The 22583-nt window shown below is 57.2% G+C and carries 20 protein-coding genes; 11 read left to right on the top strand and 9 right to left on the bottom strand.

Annotated features, from left to right (window positions below; translation table 11 throughout):
• Window positions 1–15 precede the first annotated feature (15 nt).
• From RBB82_RS12330 to purN, 4 genes are all read left to right on the top strand, one after another.
• Window positions 16–465 (top strand): thiol-disulfide oxidoreductase DCC family protein, encoded by a 450-nt coding sequence (locus RBB82_RS12330; RefSeq protein WP_433970783.1) that lies wholly within the window; start codon window positions 16–18, stop codon window positions 463–465.
• 218 nt (window positions 466–683) lie between these two features.
• Complete coding sequence (gene purM / locus RBB82_RS12325; protein ID WP_433975370.1) at window positions 684–1745, top strand: phosphoribosylformylglycinamidine cyclo-ligase; 1062 nt, start codon at window positions 684–686, stop codon at window positions 1743–1745.
• Window positions 1746–1933: 188 nt separating this feature from the next.
• Window positions 1934–4513 (top strand): beta-glucosidase H, encoded by a 2580-nt coding sequence (locus RBB82_RS12320; RefSeq protein ID WP_433970781.1) that lies wholly within the window; start codon window positions 1934–1936, stop codon window positions 4511–4513.
• Between the two features lie 127 nt (window positions 4514–4640).
• A complete protein-coding gene (gene purN / locus RBB82_RS12315) occupies window positions 4641–5249 on the top strand; it encodes a phosphoribosylglycinamide formyltransferase (RefSeq protein WP_433970780.1) in 609 nt (202 codons plus the stop codon).
• Between the two features lie 89 nt (window positions 5250–5338).
• Here the strand turns inward: purN and RBB82_RS12310 are convergent, their stop codons facing one another.
• From RBB82_RS12310 to RBB82_RS12295, 4 genes are all read right to left on the bottom strand, one after another.
• Window positions 5339–6556: a S1C family serine protease gene (locus RBB82_RS12310; RefSeq protein ID WP_433975368.1), complete on the bottom strand. Its 1218-nt coding sequence runs from the start codon at window positions 6554–6556 to the stop codon at window positions 5339–5341.
• Between the two features lie 235 nt (window positions 6557–6791).
• Entirely contained in the window at window positions 6792–7316 is a 525-nt protein-coding gene (locus tag RBB82_RS12305) for a hypothetical protein (RefSeq protein WP_433970779.1), read from the bottom strand.
• A gap of 134 nt (window positions 7317–7450) precedes the next feature.
• A complete protein-coding gene (gene coaE, locus RBB82_RS12300; RefSeq protein ID WP_433970777.1) occupies window positions 7451–8164 on the bottom strand; it encodes a dephospho-CoA kinase in 714 nt (237 codons plus the stop codon).
• Between the two features lie 5 nt (window positions 8165–8169).
• Window positions 8170–9117, bottom strand: coding sequence for a bifunctional 5,10-methylenetetrahydrofolate dehydrogenase/5,10-methenyltetrahydrofolate cyclohydrolase (locus RBB82_RS12295; RefSeq protein ID WP_433975367.1), 948 nt, complete (start codon window positions 9115–9117; stop codon window positions 8170–8172).
• 433 nt (window positions 9118–9550) lie between these two features.
• On the opposite strand from RBB82_RS12295, the gene RBB82_RS12290 reads away from it, so the two are divergent.
• The 5 genes from RBB82_RS12290 to RBB82_RS12270 all read left to right on the top strand — a co-directional run bounded on the left by RBB82_RS12290 (window position 9551) and on the right by RBB82_RS12270 (window position 15507).
• Entirely contained in the window at window positions 9551–9799 is a 249-nt protein-coding gene (locus RBB82_RS12290; protein WP_433970776.1) for a hypothetical protein, read from the top strand.
• Window positions 9800–9922: 123 nt separating this feature from the next.
• The gene (locus tag RBB82_RS12285; protein ID WP_433970775.1) at window positions 9923–10576 is read left to right on the top strand and encodes a hypothetical protein; all 654 of its coding nucleotides are present in this window, start codon (window positions 9923–9925) and stop codon (window positions 10574–10576) included.
• Between the two features lie 127 nt (window positions 10577–10703).
• Window positions 10704–11474 (top strand): hypothetical protein, encoded by a 771-nt coding sequence (locus RBB82_RS12280; RefSeq protein WP_433970773.1) that lies wholly within the window; start codon window positions 10704–10706, stop codon window positions 11472–11474.
• 185 nt (window positions 11475–11659) lie between these two features.
• Window positions 11660–14587, top strand: a complete 2928-nt coding sequence (gene ppc, locus RBB82_RS12275; protein WP_433970771.1) for a phosphoenolpyruvate carboxylase — start codon at window positions 11660–11662, stop codon at window positions 14585–14587.
• Between the two features lie 68 nt (window positions 14588–14655).
• Complete coding sequence (locus RBB82_RS12270) at window positions 14656–15507, top strand: energy transducer TonB (protein ID WP_433970770.1); 852 nt, start codon at window positions 14656–14658, stop codon at window positions 15505–15507.
• A gap of 30 nt (window positions 15508–15537) precedes the next feature.
• Here the strand turns inward: RBB82_RS12270 and RBB82_RS12265 are convergent, their stop codons facing one another.
• The 3 genes from RBB82_RS12265 to RBB82_RS12255 form a co-directional block, all read right to left on the bottom strand.
• Window positions 15538–16281: a hypothetical protein gene (locus tag RBB82_RS12265; RefSeq protein ID WP_433970768.1), complete on the bottom strand. Its 744-nt coding sequence runs from the start codon at window positions 16279–16281 to the stop codon at window positions 15538–15540.
• A 49-nt stretch (window positions 16282–16330) separates the two neighbouring features.
• Window positions 16331–17668 carry an MFS transporter gene (locus RBB82_RS12260; protein ID WP_433970766.1) on the bottom strand — a complete coding sequence of 446 codons (1338 nt, stop codon included), beginning with the start codon at window positions 17666–17668 and terminating at the stop codon, window positions 16331–16333.
• Between the two features lie 158 nt (window positions 17669–17826).
• Window positions 17827–19299: a TolC family protein gene (locus tag RBB82_RS12255; protein WP_433970764.1), complete on the bottom strand. Its 1473-nt coding sequence runs from the start codon at window positions 19297–19299 to the stop codon at window positions 17827–17829.
• Window positions 19300–19417: 118 nt separating this feature from the next.
• On the opposite strand from RBB82_RS12255, the gene RBB82_RS12250 reads away from it, so the two are divergent.
• Window positions 19418–20071 (top strand): DsbA family protein, encoded by a 654-nt coding sequence (locus tag RBB82_RS12250; protein ID WP_433970763.1) that lies wholly within the window; start codon window positions 19418–19420, stop codon window positions 20069–20071.
• Window positions 20072–20187: 116 nt separating this feature from the next.
• Here RBB82_RS12250 and RBB82_RS12245 read toward each other — a convergent pair whose 3' ends face one another.
• Window positions 20188–20949 carry a class I SAM-dependent methyltransferase gene (locus RBB82_RS12245; protein WP_433970761.1) on the bottom strand — a complete coding sequence of 254 codons (762 nt, stop codon included), beginning with the start codon at window positions 20947–20949 and terminating at the stop codon, window positions 20188–20190.
• A 152-nt stretch (window positions 20950–21101) separates the two neighbouring features.
• On the opposite strand from RBB82_RS12245, the gene RBB82_RS12240 reads away from it, so the two are divergent.
• Entirely contained in the window at window positions 21102–21578 is a 477-nt protein-coding gene (locus RBB82_RS12240; protein ID WP_433970760.1) for a MerC domain-containing protein, read from the top strand.
• 25 nt (window positions 21579–21603) lie between these two features.
• On the opposite strand, the gene RBB82_RS12235 is transcribed toward RBB82_RS12240, so the two are convergent.
• Window positions 21604–22515, bottom strand: coding sequence for a VOC family protein (locus RBB82_RS12235; protein ID WP_433970758.1), 912 nt, complete (start codon window positions 22513–22515; stop codon window positions 21604–21606).
• Window positions 22516–22583 lie beyond the last annotated feature (68 nt).

Below are 22583 nucleotides of genomic sequence, written 5' to 3'. Positions count from 1 at the left end.
GCTTATCATAAAGACATGACCGAGCGGGAACACATTGAGATCGAAGGCCGGGCATTAGTCCTCTACGACGGCGTCTGCGCCCTCTGTAACGGTGTCGTGCGGTTCTTTCTCAAGCACGACAAGCTGGAAAAGCTCCGCTACGCCCCACTCCAAAGCCTTGTGGGCCGCAAGATGCTCGCCCGCTTTGGGATCGTCTCACCTTCCGACGGCGTTGTCCTCATAACTGACTCTCTAACGCCCCGAGAACGCCTCTACAGGCGCTCGGACGCGGTTGGAGCAGCTCTCAAGCTGCTCTCCAGCCCCTGGCAGCTCCTGGGTAGATCTCTGATGCTCGTGCCACGCCGTCTGCGGGAGTTTGCCTACGGAATCGTCGCCCGCATGCGCTACCGGCTCTTTGGCCGCTACACGACATGCCCCGTACCACCCCCGAGTCTGCGCAGCAGATTACTCGGCGTGTACGAATAACGGTTGTTTTATGAGTCATTGACGTTTGCCCTGCTAGACTAAACTTCTTCTTTTCAAGCACTACCACATGGAGCACGACCTTGCCGGATGAGACCTCCCCGACGCCCGAATCAACCACAACCAACGCCACCGCGCCTGCACAGCACAAAACATCAGAGACAGCAGCGATACAGCCCGCAGTTGCTCACAAGAAGATCGCAGTTCTAAAGCGTTCCGCCATCAAGACAAACGATAAGACATCGCCCACGAAGAAATCGATCAGCTACGCCGACGCCGGCGTCGACATCACCTCAGGGGATCGAAGCAAGCAGCGCATTAAGATGCTCGCCCGCAAGACCTTCAACAAGCAGGTACTCAGCGAGATAGGTGGCTTCGGTGGCCTCTTCGCTCTCGACCTCGAGAAGTTCCCCAATCCCGTCCTCGTGTCGAGCGCAGACGGAGTCGGCACCAAGCTCAAGGTCGCCTTCGACCTCGGCATTCACCACACCGTCGGCCAGGATCTGGTCAACCACTGCGTTAACGACATCGCCGTGCAAGGCGCAACGCCGCTCTTCTTCCTTGACTACCTCGCCAGCGGCAAGCTCGAGGATATGGTCATCGAAAAGGTAGTACAAGGCATCAGCGAGGCCTGCCGAGCCAACGGCTGCGCACTGATCGGCGGCGAGACCGCCCAGATGCCAGGCTTCTATGCCGACGGCGAGTACGATCTGGCCGGCACCATCATCGGTGCCGTCAGCCGCGACAAGATCATCACTGGCGAACACATTCAGGTGGGCGACGTTCTGGTCGGCCTGCCATCGAACGGACTGCATACCAACGGCTACTCGCTGGCCCGGAAGCTGTTGTTCGAAGTAGCAAAGTACGGCCCCGAGCAGTACGTCAACGAGCTAAAGGACAAGACCGGTGCCGCTCTCATGCGCACGCATCGCAGCTATCTTTCGGTCATCAAAAAACTCACTGGAGCCGAGGTCGTCAGCGGTATGGCGCACATCACCGGCGGTGGAATCACAGAGAACCTTCCCCGCATTCTGCCCAAAGGTATGGGTGCAATGATCGACCGTGCCTCGTGGACGGTTCCTCCGCTCTTCGAACACCTTCAACATCTCGGCAACGTCGACGAGGACGAGATGCTCCGCACCTTCAACATGGGCATCGGCCTGATCGCCGTGATTCCAGCGGAGAAGATCAAGAAGGCGAAGGCCATTCTGAATCGTGCCAATGAACGCCACTGCCTCATCGGCCGCGTGACGCGTGGAGAGCGCAAGGTGCACTACAACTAGAGATCGTCAATCCGCATCCTCTTCCGAGTTGGATTGACGATTCGCTTCGCAGTTCGTCGCGTGTTTCTTTCTACAGTCTTGATGTCGGTATACTTCTCCCGGGAAAGAGATCCCTTATTCGAGCTCGGTAGATTGGAACGGGCTCGCATGGAGATCCGATTACTCACCCCGGGAGCTACCAAATCTTCATGCGCCATCTCATCGCTGTCACCCGCATCCTTCCTGTTGCAGCCACCCTTCTTCTAACGACCGTATTCAGCTCCGCGCAGTTCGTCGGCAATAATCCCGAAGCAGTAGAAAATCGCGTGGATGACCTCGTCTCGAAGATGACGCTCGATGAAAAGATCGAGTTTATCGGCGGAGACACTCCCTTCCGCACGCATGCCATTCCGCGATTGAACATCCCGTACTTTCAGATGGCCGACGGCCCCGTGGGCGCTCACATTCCTGCACCCACTATCGCCTACGCTGCTGGAATCGGCCTCGCATCTTCGTGGGATCGGGCGCTCGCCCTACGCATCGGGCAACAACTTGGACGCGATTCACGCTCTCGCGGCGCCGCATTTATCCTTGGCCCCGGCGTCAACATCTATCGCGCGCCAATGAACGGCCGCAACTTCGAATACTTCGGCGAAGATCCTTTTCTCGCAAGCGCGATTGCAGTTGGTTACATTCGCGGCGTTCAGCAGGAGGGCGTCTCCGCAACGGTCAAGCACTACCTTGGCAACAACTCCGAGTATCTGCGCCATGATTCGGACTCCATCATTGACGAACGTACGCTGCGCGAGATCTACATGCCGGTCTTCGAAGCCGCCGTGAAGACCGCAAAGGTCGGCGCCATCATGGACTCCTACAACATCACCAACGGCGAACACATGACGCAGAACAAGCCATTGAACGTCACCGTCGCCAAAGAACAATGGCACTTCCCCGGCGTTATCATGTCGGACTGGGTGTCCACATACGACACCGCCGGAACGGCAAATGGCGGGCTCGATCTAGAGATGCCATTCGCCGTTTACTACGCGCCAGAAAAGGTGTTGCCGCTGATCAAAGACGGCACGATCAGCCAAGCGACGCTCGACGACAAGGTGCGCCGCATCCTGCGCGTCGCTGCTGACTTCGGCTGGCTCGATCGTCCACAACTGGACATCGACATCCCTCGTTACAACCTCGCAGGCCGCGCTGCCTCTCTGCAGGCCGCAGAGGAGGGAGCGGTGTTGCTCAAGAATGAGAACGGCGTACTACCACTCGATAAGAAGGCGATAAAGACCATCGCGGTCATCGGGCCCACTGCGACACAGACCGTCACGACCGGCGGAGGCAGCGGCGAGGTCGTCAGCTTCGCAAACACCAACCTTCTGGTAGGAATCAGCAACTACCTCGGTGAACAGACGAAGGTTTTGTATGCGCGAGGTTTGTACAGCATCAACCAGATGGCACGCCTCACCCACTTCACGACGGATGCCGATGGCAAGACTCCCGGGGTGACGCACACCATCTTCGCCAAGGCGAACCTCGAAGGCGACGTGACCGGCACCGTCGTCGAAACTACTCTGAGCGCTGCTGCCTCTACTCGCCGCGAGCCGGAAGAGCAGGAGCTCAATGCGCTCACTGCCCACAAGACCGCAAGCCCGTACGTTCGCGCCACCAACAGCAGCAAGTGGGTCGGCTACTACACGCCTGCAGAGGCAGGTAAGTTCAGCATCTTCATCCAGACCGACGGAAAATACCGCCTTCTGGTCGACGATGCGGTTGTCTTCGATAGCTCTGTCGTCCCTAAGTACATCCTGAATCAGGCAACGGTGGAGTTGACGAAAGCGCCGCATAAGGTTGTTCTAGAACAGCTCTCGCAGCAGATCGGCTCAGTCTCGGGTATGCGTGTCGGCATCGCGCCGCTTACCACCATTGTTGAGAAGGATGCGCTTGCGATGGCGGCGAAGGCGGATGTTGTCGTTCTCGCAGTCGGCTTCAACGCAGCATCGGAGTCAGAGGGCGGAGACCGCAGCTTCGAATTGCCCGTTGGGCAGGAAGAACTCATCGATCAGATCGCAGCGCTTGGCAAGAAGACCGTTGTCATGATCACGTCTGGCGGAAGCGTTGATGTCTCGAACTGGAAGGACAAGGTTCAGGGCATCTTCGAAACGTGGTACTCGGGCGAGGAGGGTGGGACCTCTGCAGCGCGGCTACTCTTTGGCGAGGAGAATCCATCGGGACACCTCCCCATCAGCTGGGAGAAGAAGATCACCGACAATCCGAGCTATAACAACTATTATCCCGATCCCGGCACCAACAAGATCATCTATCGCGAAGGCATCTTCGTGGGTTATCGCGGCTACGAGCACAATCACGTTGAGCCGCTGTATCCGTTCGGCTACGGCCTTTCGTATACAAGCTTTTCATTTAGCAAGTTGAAGAGCTCGCCGGCAGGTGACGGCGACTTTACTGTTACCTTCGATGTTACAAACACCGGAAAACGTGCCGGAGCTACAGTGGCCCAACTATATGTGGGCCAAGGATCTCCGACAGTCGAGCGTCCAGCAAAAGAGTTGAAGGGGTTCGAACGCGTCATGTTGCAGCCGGGCGAGACCAAGCACATCGCCCTCAGCCTCGATCCCCGCAGCTTCAGCTACTTCGACGTCAAATCGTCGAATTGGCAGGCTAGTGCAGGGTCGTACGATCTGTTGCTGGGCGACTCATCGCAGAACATCCAGCAGAAAACAACGATCCAATTGCCGAAGACGCTGACAACGTCCATTAGTCAGTAAGCCAACGAACGAGGTCGAATGTGTCGGCTGAGCCTACTCCGGGCCGGCACGCGACCTCGACTTGAAACACGTGAACGAGTTACGGCTGATCCGCCAACTGGCCTAGAATCGATGTAAGGGAACATGCATGCACCGACTCGGCATCCTCCTCTCTGGCAGAGGCTCAAATTTTCTCGCAATTGCCGCGGCGATTCGGGAGCACCGGCTACTCGGCACTGAGATCGCCGTCGTACTTTCGAATCTCGAAGACGCCCCGGGTCTCGACGCCGCTCGCAAGCTCAACCTGCCCGCATTCGCGATCCCGTCAGCCGGTCGTAAACGTGCTGAACATGACGCTGAGATGATCGCCCGACTCCATCAGCACAAGGTGGATCTCGTCTGCCTGGCTGGCTACATGCGCATCATTTCGCCAACTTTTGTGCAGGCCTTTCCAAACCGGATTCTCAACGTTCATCCGTCGCTGCTGCCAGCCTTCCCAGGTCTCGACGCACAAACTCAGGCACTCAACTATGGAGCCAAGGTAGCCGGTTGCACAGTCCACTTCGTCGATGAGGCAGTCGACCACGGTGTGATCATTCTGCAAAAGACCGTCTCCGTGAACGACGACGACACAGCCGAAACCCTCTCAGCACGCATCCTCGAACAGGAGCATCGCGCCTACCCAGAGGCCATCGCATGCGTGCTCAGCGGCCAATACGCTATCGAAAACCGCCGCTACGTCCGACGCGCTGTCTAGAATCGCAAGACACGCTTGATCGACGATCAAATCAGAGACACACCAAAACTCAGGTAGCTCACGAATCGAAAGCAATTACGGATAAAGCTTCAGGCCTCTCGCCCCACTTGCCCCTGCGTGTCCGTTGCATCGTTCAGCTTGACCTTGACGTCCATTCGCTTGCGACCGCGAAAAATAGTAAGGGTAACCTCGTCTCCCGCCTTGTGTGAGTTCATCGCCGCTGACAGGTCCTGCGCATTCGCGATCTCTTGACCATCCATCGCGACGATCAGGTCCCCGCCCAGCATCACCGGCATATTGCCTTGATAGGCACGCTGCGTACCTCCATGCAAACCGGCTCTTTCAGAAGCCCCGCCCGGCAGAACGCGCTCAATCAGCAGGCCATAATCTGCGGGTAGTCCGATCTGTTCTGCGACCTCAGGCCCAATCTCCAGCGTCGAAATGTCGAGCGACGGTCGACGTACTCGGCCATACTTTGCAAAATCAGCGATGACCGCCTTCGCCGTATTCACCGGGATCGCAAATCCAATACCCGACGATTGATCCGCACCGTTATTCGCAATCAGCGTCGTGATGCCGATCACCTCGCCGCGCGAGTTCAGCAGGGGCCCACCGGAGTTTCCCGGATTGACCGCTGCGTCGGTTTGAATTGCATCCTCAATCGGGTTGTTATTCGGCCCGCGAATCGACCGGATCGCTGAGATAATCCCTCGCGTCATCGTTCCCGACAACCCAAATGGATTGCCGATCGCATAGACTCGCTGCCCAACCGTCAGATTTTGCGACTCCGCCAGCGTGGCGGGCTGTAGGTTCGGCGCGTTGTTGATCTGCAACAGCGCCAGATCGTGTCCCTTATCGACGCCAACCACCGTGGCCTTGTACTTATGCTTGTCGGAGAGAGTTACCTCCACCCGTTGTGCATTATCGATGACGTGATTATTCGTCAGAATATGCCCCTGCTTATCGAGGATGAATCCCGACCCCTGCCCTTGCTGCGGAACCGGTCCATAGAAGAAATCGAACGCCACAGCCGTCGAGGTGATGTTTACGACCGAAGGCAGCGCCTTCTTATAAACCGCGATGTTCTGCTGCTCTTCGGTGTCATATGCCGGCGCAGCGTTCGCTTCGGTCAACTCAAACGTGCCCATCGGTCCGTTTACCGGGGCAGTATTCGCACCAGAGACGGTGACGGCAGGTACAGCACGATGCACCCATGGCGCAAGCAGGCCCGTCGATCCGACATGCGTCGTCAGATAGTAGAAGCCGGTGAGAATAACAACCACGAGCAGAACGGGGCGTAGTTTCATTGTGTTCACGACCTGATCCTTCAAATAGCCAGCCGTAAAAAGCCGACACATTGATTGTATCGAGCCGAGCCGCTCCATCACGCTAAGTTTGCGTGTCATTCGATGACGCACACATTCGTCGAAATCCTTCTGTCAGGCTCGGATGGTGCGGAGGGGGTTAGTGCGGCGGGACTAGATCGATCCCGCCTTTGAAACTGAACTCCATCCCGATCAAGTCTCGTGCAAACTCCTACAATCAGACCATCCGCTGCAACCTGTTCAACGCCGATGGCTTAATGCGAGGCGCACGAAGGAAGTTTTCCCGTTCGGCTTGCGGCTTGGCGGGTGCCTCCCAAGCCTCCGATTTGAAGCGCACAGGCCCAGCCCAGGACTCTGCTTCGATGTCGGCACTTTCCACGTTTGCCCGACCTACCAAAGAGCGGTCAGTGCGATCAAGAGAGCGCTCAGACTTCTCCGAGCGTTCTGGCCGCACGATGATTTCCATATCATCGCTCTTCGTCGTCCGATCTCCGTTATCCGATGCGACCTCTTTCGTCACCTCGCCAATGTGGCTCGCTGCGGTCAGTGAAGCCATAAAGTTGGCCATCATCCTCTGTGCGCACTTCTGCCCGCAGAGATGCTTCGCATTCTTACGCGAGTTCTGCGGAGACTCCCATCCGCGCACCTTCAACTCGCCTCCCTGTTCATAGGCGACGAACCAGTAGTTGCTCTCCTGTTTTTCTGCCCCACACATATCGCAATTAATCGCCTGCCGGATCATGCGCCCATCTCCTCGCCCTCTTTAAGTGTGCCTATCCAGCACATTGCCTTCATCGGCAGACGGGAAAAATGCATCACTCGAAAGTAATGGGCGATTCAATAGATTCAAAACAGCTTGTCCCAAGACAGCGAAACTTATCGGGCCGCATCCTGCAAAAGCGGCCAAAGCTGATCCACCTGCCACTCAAGCTCCGTAAGTGCACCACCATTGGTCAACACATAGTCACACAGCGCACTCTTTTGCTCATCCGGAATCTGCTGCGCTATCCTGCGCCGGGCCTCTGCCTCCAGCCCAGCGCGACGCTCGTTGCTCAACGCATCACCCGCAGCGGAACGCGCAACAAACCGCGCAATCTTTACCTCTTCCGGAGCAGTCACAAGGATGATTCGATCAAAACGATCTTGCCACCCCGCTCCACTCGCGCCGTGCAAGCCTCCGTACTTCGTCTCTCCATATTTGGTCTCGCTGTATTTTGTCTCGCTATATTTGGTCTCAAAGATGAGCGCAGACTCCACGATCACCACCGCACGAGAGTCACGAGCACGAATCTCCTCGCTCAACTCTGCCTCGCGAGCAATCACGGCCGGATGCACAATCGCATTCAGCTCTTCTACTCGACCATCCGTGAATGCAATTCGAGCCAGCGCGCCCCGGTCGAGCCTTCCATCAGCAAGCACCACATCCGGGCCGAAGTGAGCGGCGATCTTCGCATAGACTGCCTGCCTCGGCTCCATGAGCTCGCGTCCAATCGCGTCCGACTGCAACACATGCGCGCCCAGACCCGCAAACAAACGCGCCGCAGTCGACTTCCCGCTTCCCAGACCACCGGTAAGGCCTACGCGCAACATGGCGGCTACTTCTTCTCCAGAGAAATTCCGCGCCGGAGCTTTGCCGCCGTCACGGTATTCTGCATCAGCATGGCAATGGTCAGCGCACCGACGCCACCCGGAACCGGCGTATACGCGCCAGACAACGCAAAAGCAGCGGGATGAACGTCACCAACGACCACCGACCCGCGTTTGGCAAACGTTGCGGCCCGTTCCGCATTTCCAGGAAAGAACTCCTCGACCTCAGCCGCATCCGTAACGCGATTGATGCCTACATCGATGATCGTCGCGCCTGGCTTCACCATCTCCGGCGTCACAAAACCTGGCCGCCCTATGGCCGCCACCAGCAGATCTGCCTCTCGAGTAACCTTGCCCAAATCGTTCGTCTTGCTGTGGCAGATGGTCACCGTAGCCGAAGCATTCAGCAGCATCATCGCCGCCGGTTTGCCGACAATATCCGACCGCCCGATCACCACAGCATTCTGGCCAGCCACAGGCAGATCGCTTCGCCGTAAAATCTCCATAATTCCTGCTGGAGTACATGGCGCAAGCCCAGGCTGGCCGCTCTGCAAGCGACCGACATTCACAGGATGGAAGCCATCTACGTCCTTCTCCGGCGACACGGCCTCCAGCAGCCGTTTCGTATCGACGTGTTTCGGCAACGGCAACTGAATCAGAATGCCATCGATGTCTTCCCGTGCATCTAGGTCGGCCACCAGTGCCAGCATCTCGGCGGTCGTAATGCTTTCGGGTGGCGTCAGCATCTCGCTGAAGATACCCAACTCGCCACAGGTCTTCACCTTGCTGCGAACGTAAATCTGCGAAGCCGGTACGTCGCCGACCAGAATCACCGCCAGCCCCGGGGTAATGCCTCGTGCAACAAGCGCTTGAACGTCGACCGCGACCTCGGCTTTGATCTGTCCCGCAATCGCGATACCATCTAGAATTCGTGGAGTTGTCGTCATCTCAACCATGGTATCGCGCCATGCTGCAAGTCCCGCTTGATAATCTTCCGTCTGGCCGTCCCCGTCTGACAATCTATCGCTCTATCGCTAAGATAGATTCATGGTCGCGCGATCACTTAGCGCAGAGGAGCTACGTTGGCTCGTATGCCCAGTCTGTCATCAGGCTTTAGCTCTCTCACTTGATACGGTAACGTGCCAAGGCTGCGGGCGCCGGTACCCCTTGATCGACGGCATTCCTGTACTGCTCGCAGATCGCGTTGTCTGATTCGGTAAGTCTTTGAAACTTCCGGCCTCGGCCATCCGTAGAGTCAATAGTTGGTGCAGTTTGTCGGTACGATGAAAGCGTAGTCGTATGAGATCCGCGACTTCGATTCGCCCATCACGTCTAAAGATTTAGCGGATACAGGCAGTAGCAGATAGACTCCGATATGGAGAAGAGCAGATGACAAAGGCAAAGCATGCCCACGTCGAAAAGTTCACCGAGGCCGATCTCAACGGTTTGCGCGAAGACCTGATGAAGTCGGGCCTAGACTCCTGGCAGGCCGCCGATCTCATCAGCAGCTTTCTCGTCGCCCGCGGCTACGGCGTCTCCACGCAGGCTGCTCGCAGGGCGGCCTACCGAATGGAGTCTTTCAGCTGCTCCCTGCGCTGCCTGCAGGAGGAGCTGGAAAAGATTGCGCAGGTCATGTAGAAGGTCTCCGGGTTCTCTACTCCCTTTCTCAAGATCATCAAGACGTTAGTCGTTCTTTGAAAGCAGCTTGGAACAGATAGATTTTTTGTTCTCAAATAGATCGGCGACAGCTACGCTGTTCCCATGCAAGTCAGCCCATTCGGATCCACTCCCGCTGTAGTAGCGTTTGCTGTGCTATGCACGTCATTCGCTCTCTGCGCACAACAATCCGACCAGTCGCAGCCACAAAAGACCACCATCCCCACGCAGATCGACAGGATTGCGGGACAGGAACCCTCCTCCCGTATCCAATATGTCCGGCTCATCCTCACTGGATCGCTTCATAGCCCGACGGACAACCCACCACCTACGCCTCCACCGACACTGATCGCCCAATGCACCCAGCGACCGAACGGCAGATCCTACTTCGAGGTCTTCGCCAACTTCGGAGGTGCAACCGACCTGGCGTTCTACCCGCCCTGGACCCGAACCTCAGAAGACGATCTCTTTCCTCCGAGCACCGAAAAGGTCCTCCTTACCATGGACTTCATCGGCTACACCCACGTCAAGCCCGTCCGCCGTCAGTGGGAAGTCCCAACTCAAACTCCAGGGCAGTACCGCTACAACTCCCCGGGCTCCGGCTCCTACAACCTTGAGGAGATCAGCTACTATCTCCGCTATCTGTCGGCTCTCCCCACGTTCCGACTCACGCTCGGCAACAACTCTGTCGACTTTTTGACCACGCCACTGCTCAACGAAATCCGCAAAGAACCACTCTGTCGCGCCGCTGCTCTCTAAAAGGCCCGCTTCGAAAGTTAGATCACTCCTTACATCACCAGCTGAGATCCATTGAATTTGGTGCGAAGGTCTACAATGCACACAAGACAACACACTTTAATCTCACTCTTTGCCTAGACGAAATGCCATGAAGACCATCAAGCTTCTCTCCTGGCACGATGATGTCAAAACAAAGGCCGCCAGCGTTAAGCGCTCTGGCCTGCGAGTCGATGCAGCACCTCTGATCAGCGCCTCAGGCGTAGTGGGGGAGTTCATACATCTCAACCCGGCCGCCTTAGTATTCGACAAGCTCCCCTCAAAGTCGCGTGAGATCGCTCTTGTACTTCGCTCCAGCAAGTCCGCGCGACACATCCCCATCCTCTTCGCCGGAGGCGTGCCTGAAAAGATGGAGCGCATCCGCAGCGAAAATCCCGATGCCGCCTACGCTGCCTGGCCTGAAGTGCCAAAGGCGTTGGCAGCGCTTCTGAAACATCCGCCGTCCGTGCCTGCCATCGCGCCGCCTCGCGACTTTTCGACAACACCGCTCCTTACGAAATTGGGCGTCGGCGAAGATATGCAAGTAGCCGCCATCGCCGCGCCCGACGGCTTCGAAGAACTCCTCGGCGATATACCAGAGGGCACAACGCTACTCCCCCACATCACCCCAAAGACCAACCTTGCCCTCTGCTTTATCCGATCGCTCGAGGACCTTGCCGCGACGCTCGATTTGCTTACCGTTCGGCTACCAAAGCGAGCCTCTGTCTGGATCGCCCATCCAAAGCGTACGCCTAAACACCGCGTCGACTTCAACCAGAATCACGTCCGCGACGCTGCCCTGGCGTCTGGTTTGGTCGACTACAAGGTGTGCTCCATCGACGGCGACTGGTCTGCGCTGAAGTTCGCTCACCGCAGGCGCTAAACCTCCTTGCGCTCGCCCTCATGGCATAAAACACTTATACCAGCCCGCTTGATTATCGTTCTCGACGCAGCAACTCTAACCCCATTTCTGGGTTCCCCGCCGGGAACGGTGCAATACCCGAGCCAACAACCGAAGATAAGCCGCCAACCCACTCTCATCTACTTCCTTCAAGGCATAATCAATACATGCCGTCCCTGTGGTCTCCAACCGACTGGCCCCAACGCCTCGCCGAACTCCAGGCCCCAACCGGCGAGCTCAAAGAAGCCCCCCTACGCCGCGACGTCCGATCGCTCGGTATGCTCCTCGGCGAGGTTCTTCGCGAACAGGCAGGCGACCCGCTCTACGAAGCCGTTGAGGCACTTCGCCGAACCGCCATCGCACGCCGCGAGGCCGAAGCACCGCAGAACGGAGCGGCAAACCAAGCCGACGCCACCGCTCACCTGCAGCAGGCACTCGCGCGCGTTCACACTCTCGAGCTCGCCGCCGCCTATCAGCTCGCCCGCGCCTTCGGCTTCTATTTCGAGCTCATCAACCTCGCCGAGACCAACCATCGCAAGCGCCGACGGCTCTCTCTGCAGCTCAATCAGACCGCATCCCCGCCCAGCGCCATCCAGCGCGGCGACCTTCGCGGAACTCTCCGCCGTCTTCGCCAGGCCGGCATCTCCGCAAACGAAGTTCACTCCCTTCTCCGACGCATCTGCGTCTCGCCCGTCTTCACCGCACACCCCACCGAGGTCGCCCGCCGCAGCGTCATGTTCAAGCGCCGCCGCATCTCGGACCTCCTCGAACAACTCGACCGCATCCCCGTCCCCGAGCCACAACTCGAAGCTCTCGAGCGCGATCTTCTTGCCGAGATTACCGCTCTCTGGCAGACAGACGACGTTCGCAGCGCCCGCCCCACCGTTCGCGACGAGATCCGCATGGCCCTCGATTACTACGAGTCCAGCCTCTTCGACACCCTCCCCGTCCTCTATTCCGAAGTCGCCGCAGCAATCGCCGCTGAATATCCCAACACCAATCCATGCGCTCCCGCAGGATCTGCGGCATCATTAGAGGCATCACCACCGTCCATCTGCGAGCTGCCAAGGCTCATCCACTTCGGTTCCTGGATCGGCGGCGACCGCGACGGGAACCCCTTCGTTACTCCGCAGGCCACACGTGAAGCCCTCGCGATGGCGCACTCTCTCCTCCTCACTCACTATCGCCGCCGTCTGCAAAACGTCTTCGAGCAGCTCGCCAGCTCCACCCAGCAGGTCCCCGTCTCCACCGAAATCACCGCCCTGCTTGATCGCTACCTCACCCAACTCCGCACCGCCGGTCAGAACGCCCTCGAAGAGCGTTTCCCACACGAATCGATCCGCCTGTTCATCGCTTGCGTCATGATGCGTCTGGGCGCCACACCGCAGTCCGCCGTCCCTGTTCCTGCGAACCCTGCGCTCACTCCCTACACTCGATCTGCGGACCTACTCTCTGACCTCACCACCCTCCGCACTTCGCTCATCGAGAACAACGGTCCGCGTCTCGCCCAGATGCTCATCGACCCGCTTCTGATGGAGGTCCGTACCTACGGTCTGCATCTGCAGACGCTCGACATCCGGCAACACGCGCGCGTCCACGCCGCAGCCGTCGCCGAAATCTCCGCATGGACCGAGGCTAGCTCGGCTAAGTCGCTGACCCTACCACCTGCGCTCACCGAACAGACCGCCGAAGTCCTCGATACGTTCCGCACCATCGCCGCACTAAAGCAGACGTACTCGCCCGAATCTATTCGTCAGTACGTCATCAGTGGCGCCACCAGCGCTGAAGACGTTCTTCACGTCCTCTGGCTTGCGCGCCTTGGTGGAGTCAAAGTCGAAGCGACCTCATTAGGCCAAGACGATCAGAGCGACGATCCTGGCCTCCAGCCCGTCCCACTCTTCGAGTCCATTGAGGACCTCCAGAACGCCCCCGCTATCATGCGCGAGCTCTGGACAAGCGAGGCTTACCGTCCGCTCTTAAGAAGTTGGAACCACCATCAAGAGGTCATGCTCGGCTACTCCGACTCCAACAAGGACGGCGGCATGATTACCAGCACATGGGAGATCTACAAAGCTCACCGCGCCCTTCACGAAGTAGCACGCGACTGCGGCATCACCCTCCGCCTCTTCCACGGCCGCGGAGGAACCGTCGGTCGCGGCGGCGGCCCTACCCATCGCGCCATCTTCGCTCAACCAATGAACAGCTTCACCGGCGAGCTCCGCATCACCGAACAGGGCGAAGTCCTCAACTGGAAGTACTCCGACGTCATCCTCGCCGAGCGCAATCTAGAACTGATGATCGCGGCAAGCCTCGACGCCTTGGCCCGTCCCGACGCACTGCTGCAGCACGGCAACAAAATTCCCCATCTGACTGGCGAAATTCTTCCTGCGTGGGAGATTGCCCTAGACCAACTCTCAGCCACGTCGTACGCCTTCTATCGCGAACACATCGTCGACAACTCCGACACCTTCACTTACTTCGAACAAGCCACCCCTGTTGCGGAACTCGAACATGCTCGCCTTGGCTCCCGCCCTGCCAAACGCAGCGGTAAAAAATCCATGGCGGACCTTCGCGCCATCCCCTGGGTCTTCGGCTGGATGCAGTCCCGACAGCTTGTCCCCGCATACTTCGGCGTAGGTCATGCGCTCCATCACTTCATTCAGTCCACACCGGACGGCCTCGCTCAGCTACAGACAATGGCCCGCGACTTCCCTCTCTTCCTCGACATCATTCGCAACGTCGAGATGGCCCTTGCCAAGGCCGACTTCGGCATCGCCCGCCTCTACGCCTCACTCGTTGAAGACGAAGCCCTCCGCGACCGCGTCTTCACCACGCTCGAAGCCGAGTTTAACCTCACGCACCGCATGATCCTCGAGATCACGAAGCAAAAGTCGCTCCTGCAAACGAACCCTGTCCTCGAGCGCTCCATCCGTCTTCGCAATCCGTACGTCGATCCCATGTCGCTTATCCAAGTCGAGCTAATCCGCCGCAAGCGCACCGCTGCCGTCAACAACGAACCCGACTCCCCCGAACTCGACCGTGCCATTTCTGCCACTATCAACGGCATCAGCGCAGGCCTCCGCAACACAGGCTGAGTTGTTGGCAGACCCGTCGTTCATCTTTGTTGTTTCTGCAAATTTGTTTCTCGTCTAGATTTGAACTCATGCTCACGATCCTGCGTTCGTCTCGCGCTTGTTCCATCTTTGTGTTTTTGTTCGCCTGTAGTTTCATACCTGCCCTCAAAGCGCAATCGACCGAAGCCGACATCAAGACGAGACTGACGAACCAGCCACTCTTTTTACGTGGCTGCTGGGGCGACGACAAGCTACACTTCGACTCCGCCGGAACTCTCAGGGAGAAGTCCAGCGTTGTCGCCTTTACTCTCTGCGGCTTCGAGTTCAAAGATGCCCATCTTAAGCAGGATAAGCTCATTCTCGATGGTCGGCGTATCGGTCTCGAGTTGAAAGATGACGAGCAATTCCGCGTTCCGCTTAACGCAGGAAAAATAGGAAGTCAACAGGACGAATCTATTCATCTAGAAGTCGCAGCCAGTCCGACGGGCGATTATGGCCCTGCTCTAGATGCCGTCTTCGTTAATGGTCTTCCCAACTTAATTCCGTCGATGCCGTCGTATTGGAGGCCCTATGCTTTGAAATACTTCACTCCAATAGTCGAGTCAGACGCTTCCACCGCAGAACAAACGAGCCAACAAGCGCCTGTTCCTAAACCGGCCCGCGTTGGCGGCGCAATTAAAGCACCCAAACTATTGCATGCAAAAGAACCAACGTTCAACGATTTCGCACGTAGACTCCAATACAGTGGCGTCGTCGTAGTAAATTTTCACCTCGAGCCAGATGGCACCGTAACAAATATGTCCATCGTTCATGCGCTGGGAATGGGGCTTGATGAACGAGCTCTCGCGGCTGTACAAAAGTACACTTTCTCCCCCGCCACACAGAACGGTATTCCGGTTCTTGTCGAGCTCAATGTCGAAATTAATTTTGAAATCTATTGAAATCCATCAAATCAGGCTAGGATGGGAGGATTAATATCCTTGGTCTGCGCGGAACGCGGTCACCTTGTTCTTCGTGAACGTCACGGCCATCGGCTTGCCGAGGTTCGCAAACACCACCATCCGGTTCCCGTAGTCTTTGCTCGTACTCTTGCTCACCTGCCCGAGAGAGAGCTCCACCTGTCGTTCGTTCATCCCAAGAATGACCTGATGCGCATCCACAGCCTTCCAGATTTCTGGTCCCCAGTGCTTGTAGAGCTCATGCGGATCGTCATAGAAGAAAATCTCGTCCGTATAAAAGGTGTACGCGCCAGCCTGCCGATACCCAATTGGAACCGCATACTCCTTGGTATCGCCCGCGGCATCGGGCCGGGTGAATACGAGCAGCACCTGCTTGTCTCCACCCGGAATCCGAAACGTCGCTGCCTTCGGAGCGACTTGCTCGATCGCATCCTTCACAACAAGCGGCTCGGCGCCCAGCAGTGTACCTGCGCTTTTGCCATACTGGGCTGCGTGCCCAACGAACGGATAGTACTCGAGCTGGCCGCCAGCCGAGACCCACACCGTCGTCCCTGCTAAATCCTTGATGTCCTTCAGCGTGTCCGGTCGCTTATGCTTCAAAAAAACCAGGTCATCAGCGGGAATCACTTCGCGCGCAGGAGCCTTCACCGAGTTATCCGGCGCATTCCGTTCACGGTAGATCATCCCCACTCGAACACCCACCGCCAGAATTAGCACTACAGTGGCTCCAATCGCTGCCTTTGCTCCATTCTCCATCGAATCTCCTCAGCCCTCGTTTATGGATCAAAATCAGAACCACTGAACTCTAATCTACCGGCTCAGCCATGCTCAACTCGAGCTGCGGTTCCATCAACGCCTCTGCTGTTAAAGCATCGGCCCTGCGCAACTGAGGAAATAGTCCCGCAGCCGAAGCCGTTACCAGCATCGACCCAATACCGCCGATCACCACCGCCCGTACTGCACCCCACCAGTGGGCTGTCAGACCACTTTCAAATTCGCCAAATTCGTTCGATGCTCCAATAAACAACCAGTTCACCGCGCTCACGCGACCGCGCATCTCCGGCGGCGTCGCCAGTTGCAGCACGCTCGAACGAACTACCACGCTTACCATGTCGCTTGCGCCCACGATCACCAGCGCCGCCGCGCTCAACCAGATGCTCTTTGACAACCCGAACACGACCGTCGTAGCACCGAAGATACCGACGCATATCAGCATCGTAAGGCCGGCTTTGCGTTTGATCGGCCGCACGACCATCGTGAGCGAAACCGCGAGCGCCCCCACCGAAGGCATCGCCCGCAGCAGACCCAATCCGCGCGGTCCAGCGTGGAGAATATCGGTGGCGAAGATCGGCAGAAGCGCTGTCGCTCCCCCCAGAAGAACGGCAAACAGGTCCAGTGAGATTGATCCCAGCAGCAACTTCGCTCGCCAAACATATTCAAGTCCGGCGAGCACGGTCTTCATGCTGAACGCCTTTTTCTCGGTCACCATCTTCGCGCGAATCATGCTGACGAGAATAATGAAACCCAACAACATCGCCAGCGTGAAGCTATACACAAGTGGTGCTCCGTTGCACATGGCAGCGGCGCCTGCCAACGGCAGTGTAAACAGGATTCCTCCCACTGCCGGGCCTGACATATTTGCAATCTGATAGACAGTTGCGCCCCAGGTGACCGCATTCACAAAGTCTTCCTTTGGCACCAAGCTGGGCAGCATTGCGCTCGCCGCTGGCCCGCTGAACGCCCGGCCCAAACCGATGCCCACCAGCACTGCGTAGATCGGCCATATTCGGCCATGCTGCAGAGCGGTCGCGCTCAACGACAACCACAGCAACACCGCAGTACAACAGGCTTGCAGCCCATAACAGAGCAGGATGATCTTTCTGCGGTCGTACCGGTCCGCCGCATGCCCCGCTGCCAACATTACAAACAACCCAGGCAGAAAGAGCGCGAGGCCCGTGTATCCGAGATCGAGCGCCGAGTGCGTCAACGCATATACCTGCCACGCAACGGCAACCGACTGCGCTTCTGCCCCCAGAATCACCATCAACCGCGCCGCCTGATACAGCCGAAAGTCACGCGACTTGAACGCCGAGCGATAGTCCTTCCCTGCCGCCAGATTCCTTCGCTCCGAACCATCCGCCATAGCCTATGTTTTCACACTTCCGTTACGGAGATGTCACCATCTGGCAGGAGATGTGCCCGTGCTTTGCTCAAGTGCGCGCCGGTTCATGCCGCGGCACTGGAGGTGTGATGTCAATACACGCAGGTATCAATCGGTTGCGAAGGCGATCCCTAATAAGACTAACGGCCCAGATAGACCTTGTATTGACTCTCGACCACGCCAGTATTTCGCGCCAGCGATAACTTCGATTGGTTGTATTGATAGAGAGTGTCAACGAGTCTGCTCTGCGCCGCTGCCAGCGTCGCCTGCGCCTGCACAACTGGTAAGTTGTCATCCACCCCGGCGGAAAACCGATCCGTCGCATCCTGCAACTCCTGAGTTGCAAGATCAACGTTGCTCCGCGCGACCTTCACCAGCTGGTTCGACGACTCTACATCCAACATGCTGGCCCGAATCTGCTGCTCAATCGATACTCTCAGCGATTCGATTTGCTGCCGGAGGGCAACGACCTGGGCGTCCGCTACCTCACGCTCCCCACGCAGCTGACCTTCCTGAAACACCGGCACACTGACTTTACCGGTAGCGGCAAACACACCGTGATAGAGCGATCCAATTTCGCCGAGAACCCCATAGTATCCGTTGAACGATATCACTGGCAGATACTCCGCTCGAACCGCCTTACGTGCCTGCGTTGCCACCTCTAACTGCGCCTGCAGATTCAGCAGGTCCTTCCGCCGCTGGTACGCCAGTTTCTTCGCGTCTTCAATGGGCAGTTCCGCATACTCCGCATATGGGGCCGCATCGATCAGGGTAATCTCCTGGTCAGCCGGCAGCCCGATCATACGATTCAGTGCGATCTTGTCCTTCGCAAAGGCGTTCTCGTTATTGATCAGTGCTTGCTGCTGCGTCTGCAACTGCACCCTAGCCCGCAACTCATCCAAATTCGTCCCTACGCCTGCTTCGTGTGAGGCCTTCGCTTGTTGGTAAGCGACTTCATCGGCTTTCTCCAGCGCCCGCGCATTTTCGATCTGCGACGCATCAGCGACGGCGAGCAGGTACTGAGTTCCCACTTCCAGAGTCACACCGCCTAACAGATTCAGTGTCGAAAGATCAGCTACCTTCTGTGCTTTTTGCGCCGATCGGTACAGGAAATATGCGGGCGCATTGAAGAGTTGCTGGTCCAAATTCATTTGAGCCGAAGCCGTATTCACTTTCACAATCTCAGTAATAGATCCCGGCGGTAAATTGAAGTTGGCTAGTGCTCCTGGTTTAAATCCCAGTGCAGCCAGATTAATCTGTTGCGCCGAAATCTGCCCCTTTGCTGTCAGGCTGGGCAGCAAACTGTTCTCTGCCGTCAAAAGTTCGCCATGGACCAGCCGCCGGTTCTGAATCACCAACAGCATCTGCAGGTTACGCTTCTCACCACGAGCGATCGCATCGTCCAGGCTGAGCGGCAAGGCGCCTGGCGTAGCCTGTTCCACCTCCACGCCGCCCTGAAGCTTTACTACGTTCGGCACCGGCGCCGGCGGTAGATCCGCAGCACTTTGCGCTCGGGCGCCAGCTATCGGCGCGCACAAAACCAACGCCAACGGCCACACCGGTGCCTGCCATCGCGCTTTCGCACTTGCAAAGATTCCTGTCAAGACTGTCATGCTCTCTTATTAGAGTGCCATACCCGGTCTCCGATGCATAAATGATGCCAAAAACCGCTCAATTGCGCTTTGAGCTCCGTACACCACCACCCTCAGCTAAAATACGAAAGATAACTCTATGCGTCTTACCTTTATGAACCGCATTCTTCTAGCCGCTGCTCTGCTGATCATCGTCCCGACGAGCATCCCCGCCCTGGCCCAAACTGCCTTCAAAGATACCTCGATGCTTCGGGCGCCTGCCGGCTCAAGGGTAGCCATCTTCGAGTTCGAGGATCTTGAATGCCCAGCCTGCGCTCGTGCGTTCCCAATCGTCCATGCGGCTATCGACAAGTACAAAATTCCGCTCGTCCGCCACGACTTCCCTCTAAAGATGCATGTTTGGAGCTTTGACGCTGCCGTCACAGCTCGCTATATCCAGGATAAGATCTCCCCCCAGGCCGCAGAAGAGTACCGGCGCGCCGTCTTCGCGAATCAGACTTCAATCGCCTCAAAGGACGACCTCAACACGTTCACGCAAAAATATTTTCAATCTCACGGTCGTGTGATGCCGTTCGTCATCGACCCGAACGGTCTCTTCGCCGCCGAGGTGCGCGCCGACTATACCCTGGGCGAAAGGGTCGGTCTTACCCAGACCCCGAGCATCTTCATCGTTACGCAAAAAGGCTACACACAAGTGAATGACGTCACTCAGCTCTATGCGATGCTGGACACCGCAATCGCCGAGAACCCCGCGCCTGCAGCATCCAAGCCAAAGACCACGGCGCACAAATAATTTTTCTGCCTCAAACACTAAAAGCCGAGTGCTGCTCGGGCTTTTATGCACCCGGCTGCTTTGGTTTTCCTCGCCTAGCGTAGCTTCGTCAGCACCGTGCGCAAGAGGTAGTTGTCTCAACGCGCCTGAAAGATCAGAAAGTAGTCCTGACCATCCGCCTTGGTAAAGTCATAGGTTCCCACCAGCTTGTAACCCGCTTCACCCATCTCTTTCACGACTACATCGTGGTTCAATCCATGATCCGCGCCATTCCCATTGCGATCGATAATCCCCACCTTTGCCCCAGGCCTCAGGGCCTGCTGCAACACCTTCATCGTCGGTACCGGATGCGCAATCTCGTGGTAGACCTTCAGCATCAGCACAGCATCTACGCTCCCGGAAGGTAGTCTCGGGTCATCGGAGCTGCCGAGCACCGTTCTGACATTCGTCAGGTTCTCCTTGAGAGCACGCTTGCCGATATATTCAACTGCCAGTGGGTTGATATCCTCCGCGATCACCACTCCGGTTGGCCCAACTCTACGCGACGCCCGAAGGGTAAACCAGCCAGAGCCTGCGCCAATGTCTGCAACGTTCTTCCCCGGCACAATTCCCAGTAGATCCATCACTCGATCGATCTGCAGTTTCTTATCCCGATCCGGATACTCGAAGATGGAAAGATCCCCTGAGTATGGTGTGCTCGTAGGCCTCTGTGTTCTTGTCTCCTGCCCGGAGTCAGTATTCGAGGTCCCCACTGCCGCCTCGTCCAACACACGTTGGGTCTCGGTTCCCACCTGTACCCCGGCCATCACGCCGGTCCCACCCAACAACATCAAACCCAGAACAAATCCGCACAGCATAGCGTGCGGGGAACGAATTAGAGCAAACATACTCAACAGCATCTGCCAATTCATCAGAGCAAGCAACAACTAATCCACACTTTTACTCTCATGAAAACGCCGAAACACGTGAGGCGATCGTTGTGTTTCGCCGAACAGGACAAGCAATTGAGAGGTGTTATCATCTAATAATAATGAATTTTCATTAGCGTATTTTGAATGACGATTTTATTTTTCCATTTCACCTCCTGAAAGATGCCGCGTTCATGAATACCTATTTGCGTACTTCTACTTTTTCTGCAGACAAGCTTGGCATCTGGGCCTCCGCTTTCTGCGTGGTGCATTGTGTTCTAACGCCGGTTCTGGTGTCGATGTCTGTCGTGCTGGCTCATCTGATTCCGGGGGAGGAACGAACTCATCGTACCTTGGCAGTCGGGATCGCGGCACTGGGCGCGCTCGCACTGGTGCGTGGTTTTCGCACGCATGGGCGGCGCCGTATTCTCGGGCTGATGGTGTTAGGACTGGGATTTATCTTCGCAGGAGCGTTCTGGGGAACCCGATTGCCATCGCATGAATACGAGGTTGCCGTGACGATGACGGGTAGCGTGCTGATGATATGCGCGCACCGGATGAATCATACGTTTTGCAGAGATTGCAAAGAGTGTTCGTACTCGCCATCGCGGCGATGCTAAGAGAGTCACGCGGGATGAATCCCGGCTAGCGGTTCTCTACTTCGGTGGGAGCCTTGCCTACGATTGGCGAGCAACACGGCGTGCCAGTGGGCAAGAACTCCATATACTCGACGCGCGTGAGGTCTGGGTCAAAGAGGTTGAGCTGGATCTTCCCGTCGCGGCCCATCTGTGTCTTAGTGCAGTTGGAGCCTTCGCAGTGGTTGCGGGCGAGAGCTTGAACTACGTCGCTCATGTGATTAGTGCCGAGAGAAAAATGATTGACGACACCAAGCACCTTGGCGGACGGGTTGGGCCCGGCCTCTAGCATGTACTCAAGCCAGTCGCTGCCGTCTGGAACCTGGACACTGACCCAATCGGTCTCGCCTTCGTGCATCCCACCATGCCAGTTGGGGTGAAAGCCTAAGAGATCTTTATAGAAGTGGTCTTCGACTGCAGCATCCCGGACAAGGAAGCCCGTGTGGATGATGCGATGAGAGGGAGCATTCGGCGAAGGGATGGGTAGGCCGGGAATCTTGGTTCCCTCCTGAACGAAGTAGACGAGGTTGCCTTCGGGATCATGGACTGCGAAGGCGCCATGGGCCAATGGCTGCACGACAGCGATGCCGTGAGCTTTCAGGTAACGCTCAAGTGCCCCGGCATCGCGGGTGGTGAATGCGACCGCGGCTTGGCGACTAGCGGGAGCAGGTGAGGGGAGCGGTTCTACTTCAAGCCACTGTAGATCGTTGACCGAATAGCGTGTGATGCCCTTGTCATCGGCGTGACCGTAGCCGAGAGTTTTGCTGTAAAAGTTGGCGGACGCCGAGGGATCGGCGGTGTACATGCGGACGAAGGCGATACCAGTGATGGCTGGACGCTGCTGCGCATGAGCAGAGTTGCAGATCGAAAGAGAGAGGCAAATTGTCGATACGAGATAGAGAAAGGAGCTAGCTCTGCGCATGGGAGACCACTCTAGCTTGTGGTCGGACCTTTGTCAAAATTCGTGCAAAGATCTCCGCTTGACTATCA

Source organism: Tunturiibacter lichenicola (genome assembly GCF_051013355.1).
Taxonomy (GTDB): domain Bacteria; phylum Acidobacteriota; class Terriglobia; order Terriglobales; family Acidobacteriaceae; genus Edaphobacter; species Edaphobacter lichenicola_F.
This window is presented reverse-complemented; position numbering and strand designations above follow the sequence as displayed.

What these genes read in the sequence shown, in the direction of transcription:
- RBB82_RS12330 (WP_433970783.1), top strand. Translation starts at nt 16, where the DNA reads ATGACCGAGCGGGAACACATTGAGATCGAAGGCCGGGCATTAGTCCTC.
- RBB82_RS12320 (WP_433970781.1), top strand. Translation starts at nt 1,934, where the DNA reads ATGCGCCATCTCATCGCTGTCACCCGCATCCTTCCTGTTGCAGCCACC.
- purN (WP_433970780.1), top strand. Translation starts at nt 4,641, where the DNA reads ATGCACCGACTCGGCATCCTCCTCTCTGGCAGAGGCTCAAATTTTCTC.
- RBB82_RS12310 (WP_433975368.1), bottom strand. Translation starts at nt 6,556, where the DNA reads ATGAAACTACGCCCCGTTCTGCTCGTGGTTGTTATTCTCACCGGCTTC.
- RBB82_RS12305 (WP_433970779.1), bottom strand. Translation starts at nt 7,316, where the DNA reads ATGATCCGGCAGGCGATTAATTGCGATATGTGTGGGGCAGAAAAACAG.
- coaE (WP_433970777.1), bottom strand. Translation starts at nt 8,164, where the DNA reads ATGTTGCGCGTAGGCCTTACCGGTGGTCTGGGAAGCGGGAAGTCGACT.
- RBB82_RS12295 (WP_433975367.1), bottom strand. Translation starts at nt 9,117, where the DNA reads ATGGTTGAGATGACGACAACTCCACGAATTCTAGATGGTATCGCGATT.
- RBB82_RS12290 (WP_433970776.1), top strand. Translation starts at nt 9,551, where the DNA reads ATGACAAAGGCAAAGCATGCCCACGTCGAAAAGTTCACCGAGGCCGAT.
- RBB82_RS12285 (WP_433970775.1), top strand. Translation starts at nt 9,923, where the DNA reads ATGCAAGTCAGCCCATTCGGATCCACTCCCGCTGTAGTAGCGTTTGCT.
- RBB82_RS12280 (WP_433970773.1), top strand. Translation starts at nt 10,704, where the DNA reads ATGAAGACCATCAAGCTTCTCTCCTGGCACGATGATGTCAAAACAAAG.
- ppc (WP_433970771.1), top strand. Translation starts at nt 11,660, where the DNA reads ATGCCGTCCCTGTGGTCTCCAACCGACTGGCCCCAACGCCTCGCCGAA.
- RBB82_RS12270 (WP_433970770.1), top strand. Translation starts at nt 14,656, where the DNA reads ATGCTCACGATCCTGCGTTCGTCTCGCGCTTGTTCCATCTTTGTGTTT.
- RBB82_RS12265 (WP_433970768.1), bottom strand. Translation starts at nt 16,281, where the DNA reads ATGGAGAATGGAGCAAAGGCAGCGATTGGAGCCACTGTAGTGCTAATT.
- RBB82_RS12260 (WP_433970766.1), bottom strand. Translation starts at nt 17,668, where the DNA reads ATGGCGGATGGTTCGGAGCGAAGGAATCTGGCGGCAGGGAAGGACTAT.
- RBB82_RS12255 (WP_433970764.1), bottom strand. Translation starts at nt 19,299, where the DNA reads ATGACAGTCTTGACAGGAATCTTTGCAAGTGCGAAAGCGCGATGGCAG.
- RBB82_RS12250 (WP_433970763.1), top strand. Translation starts at nt 19,418, where the DNA reads ATGCGTCTTACCTTTATGAACCGCATTCTTCTAGCCGCTGCTCTGCTG.
- RBB82_RS12245 (WP_433970761.1), bottom strand. Translation starts at nt 20,949, where the DNA reads ATGCTGTTGAGTATGTTTGCTCTAATTCGTTCCCCGCACGCTATGCTG.
- RBB82_RS12235 (WP_433970758.1), bottom strand. Translation starts at nt 22,515, where the DNA reads ATGCGCAGAGCTAGCTCCTTTCTCTATCTCGTATCGACAATTTGCCTC.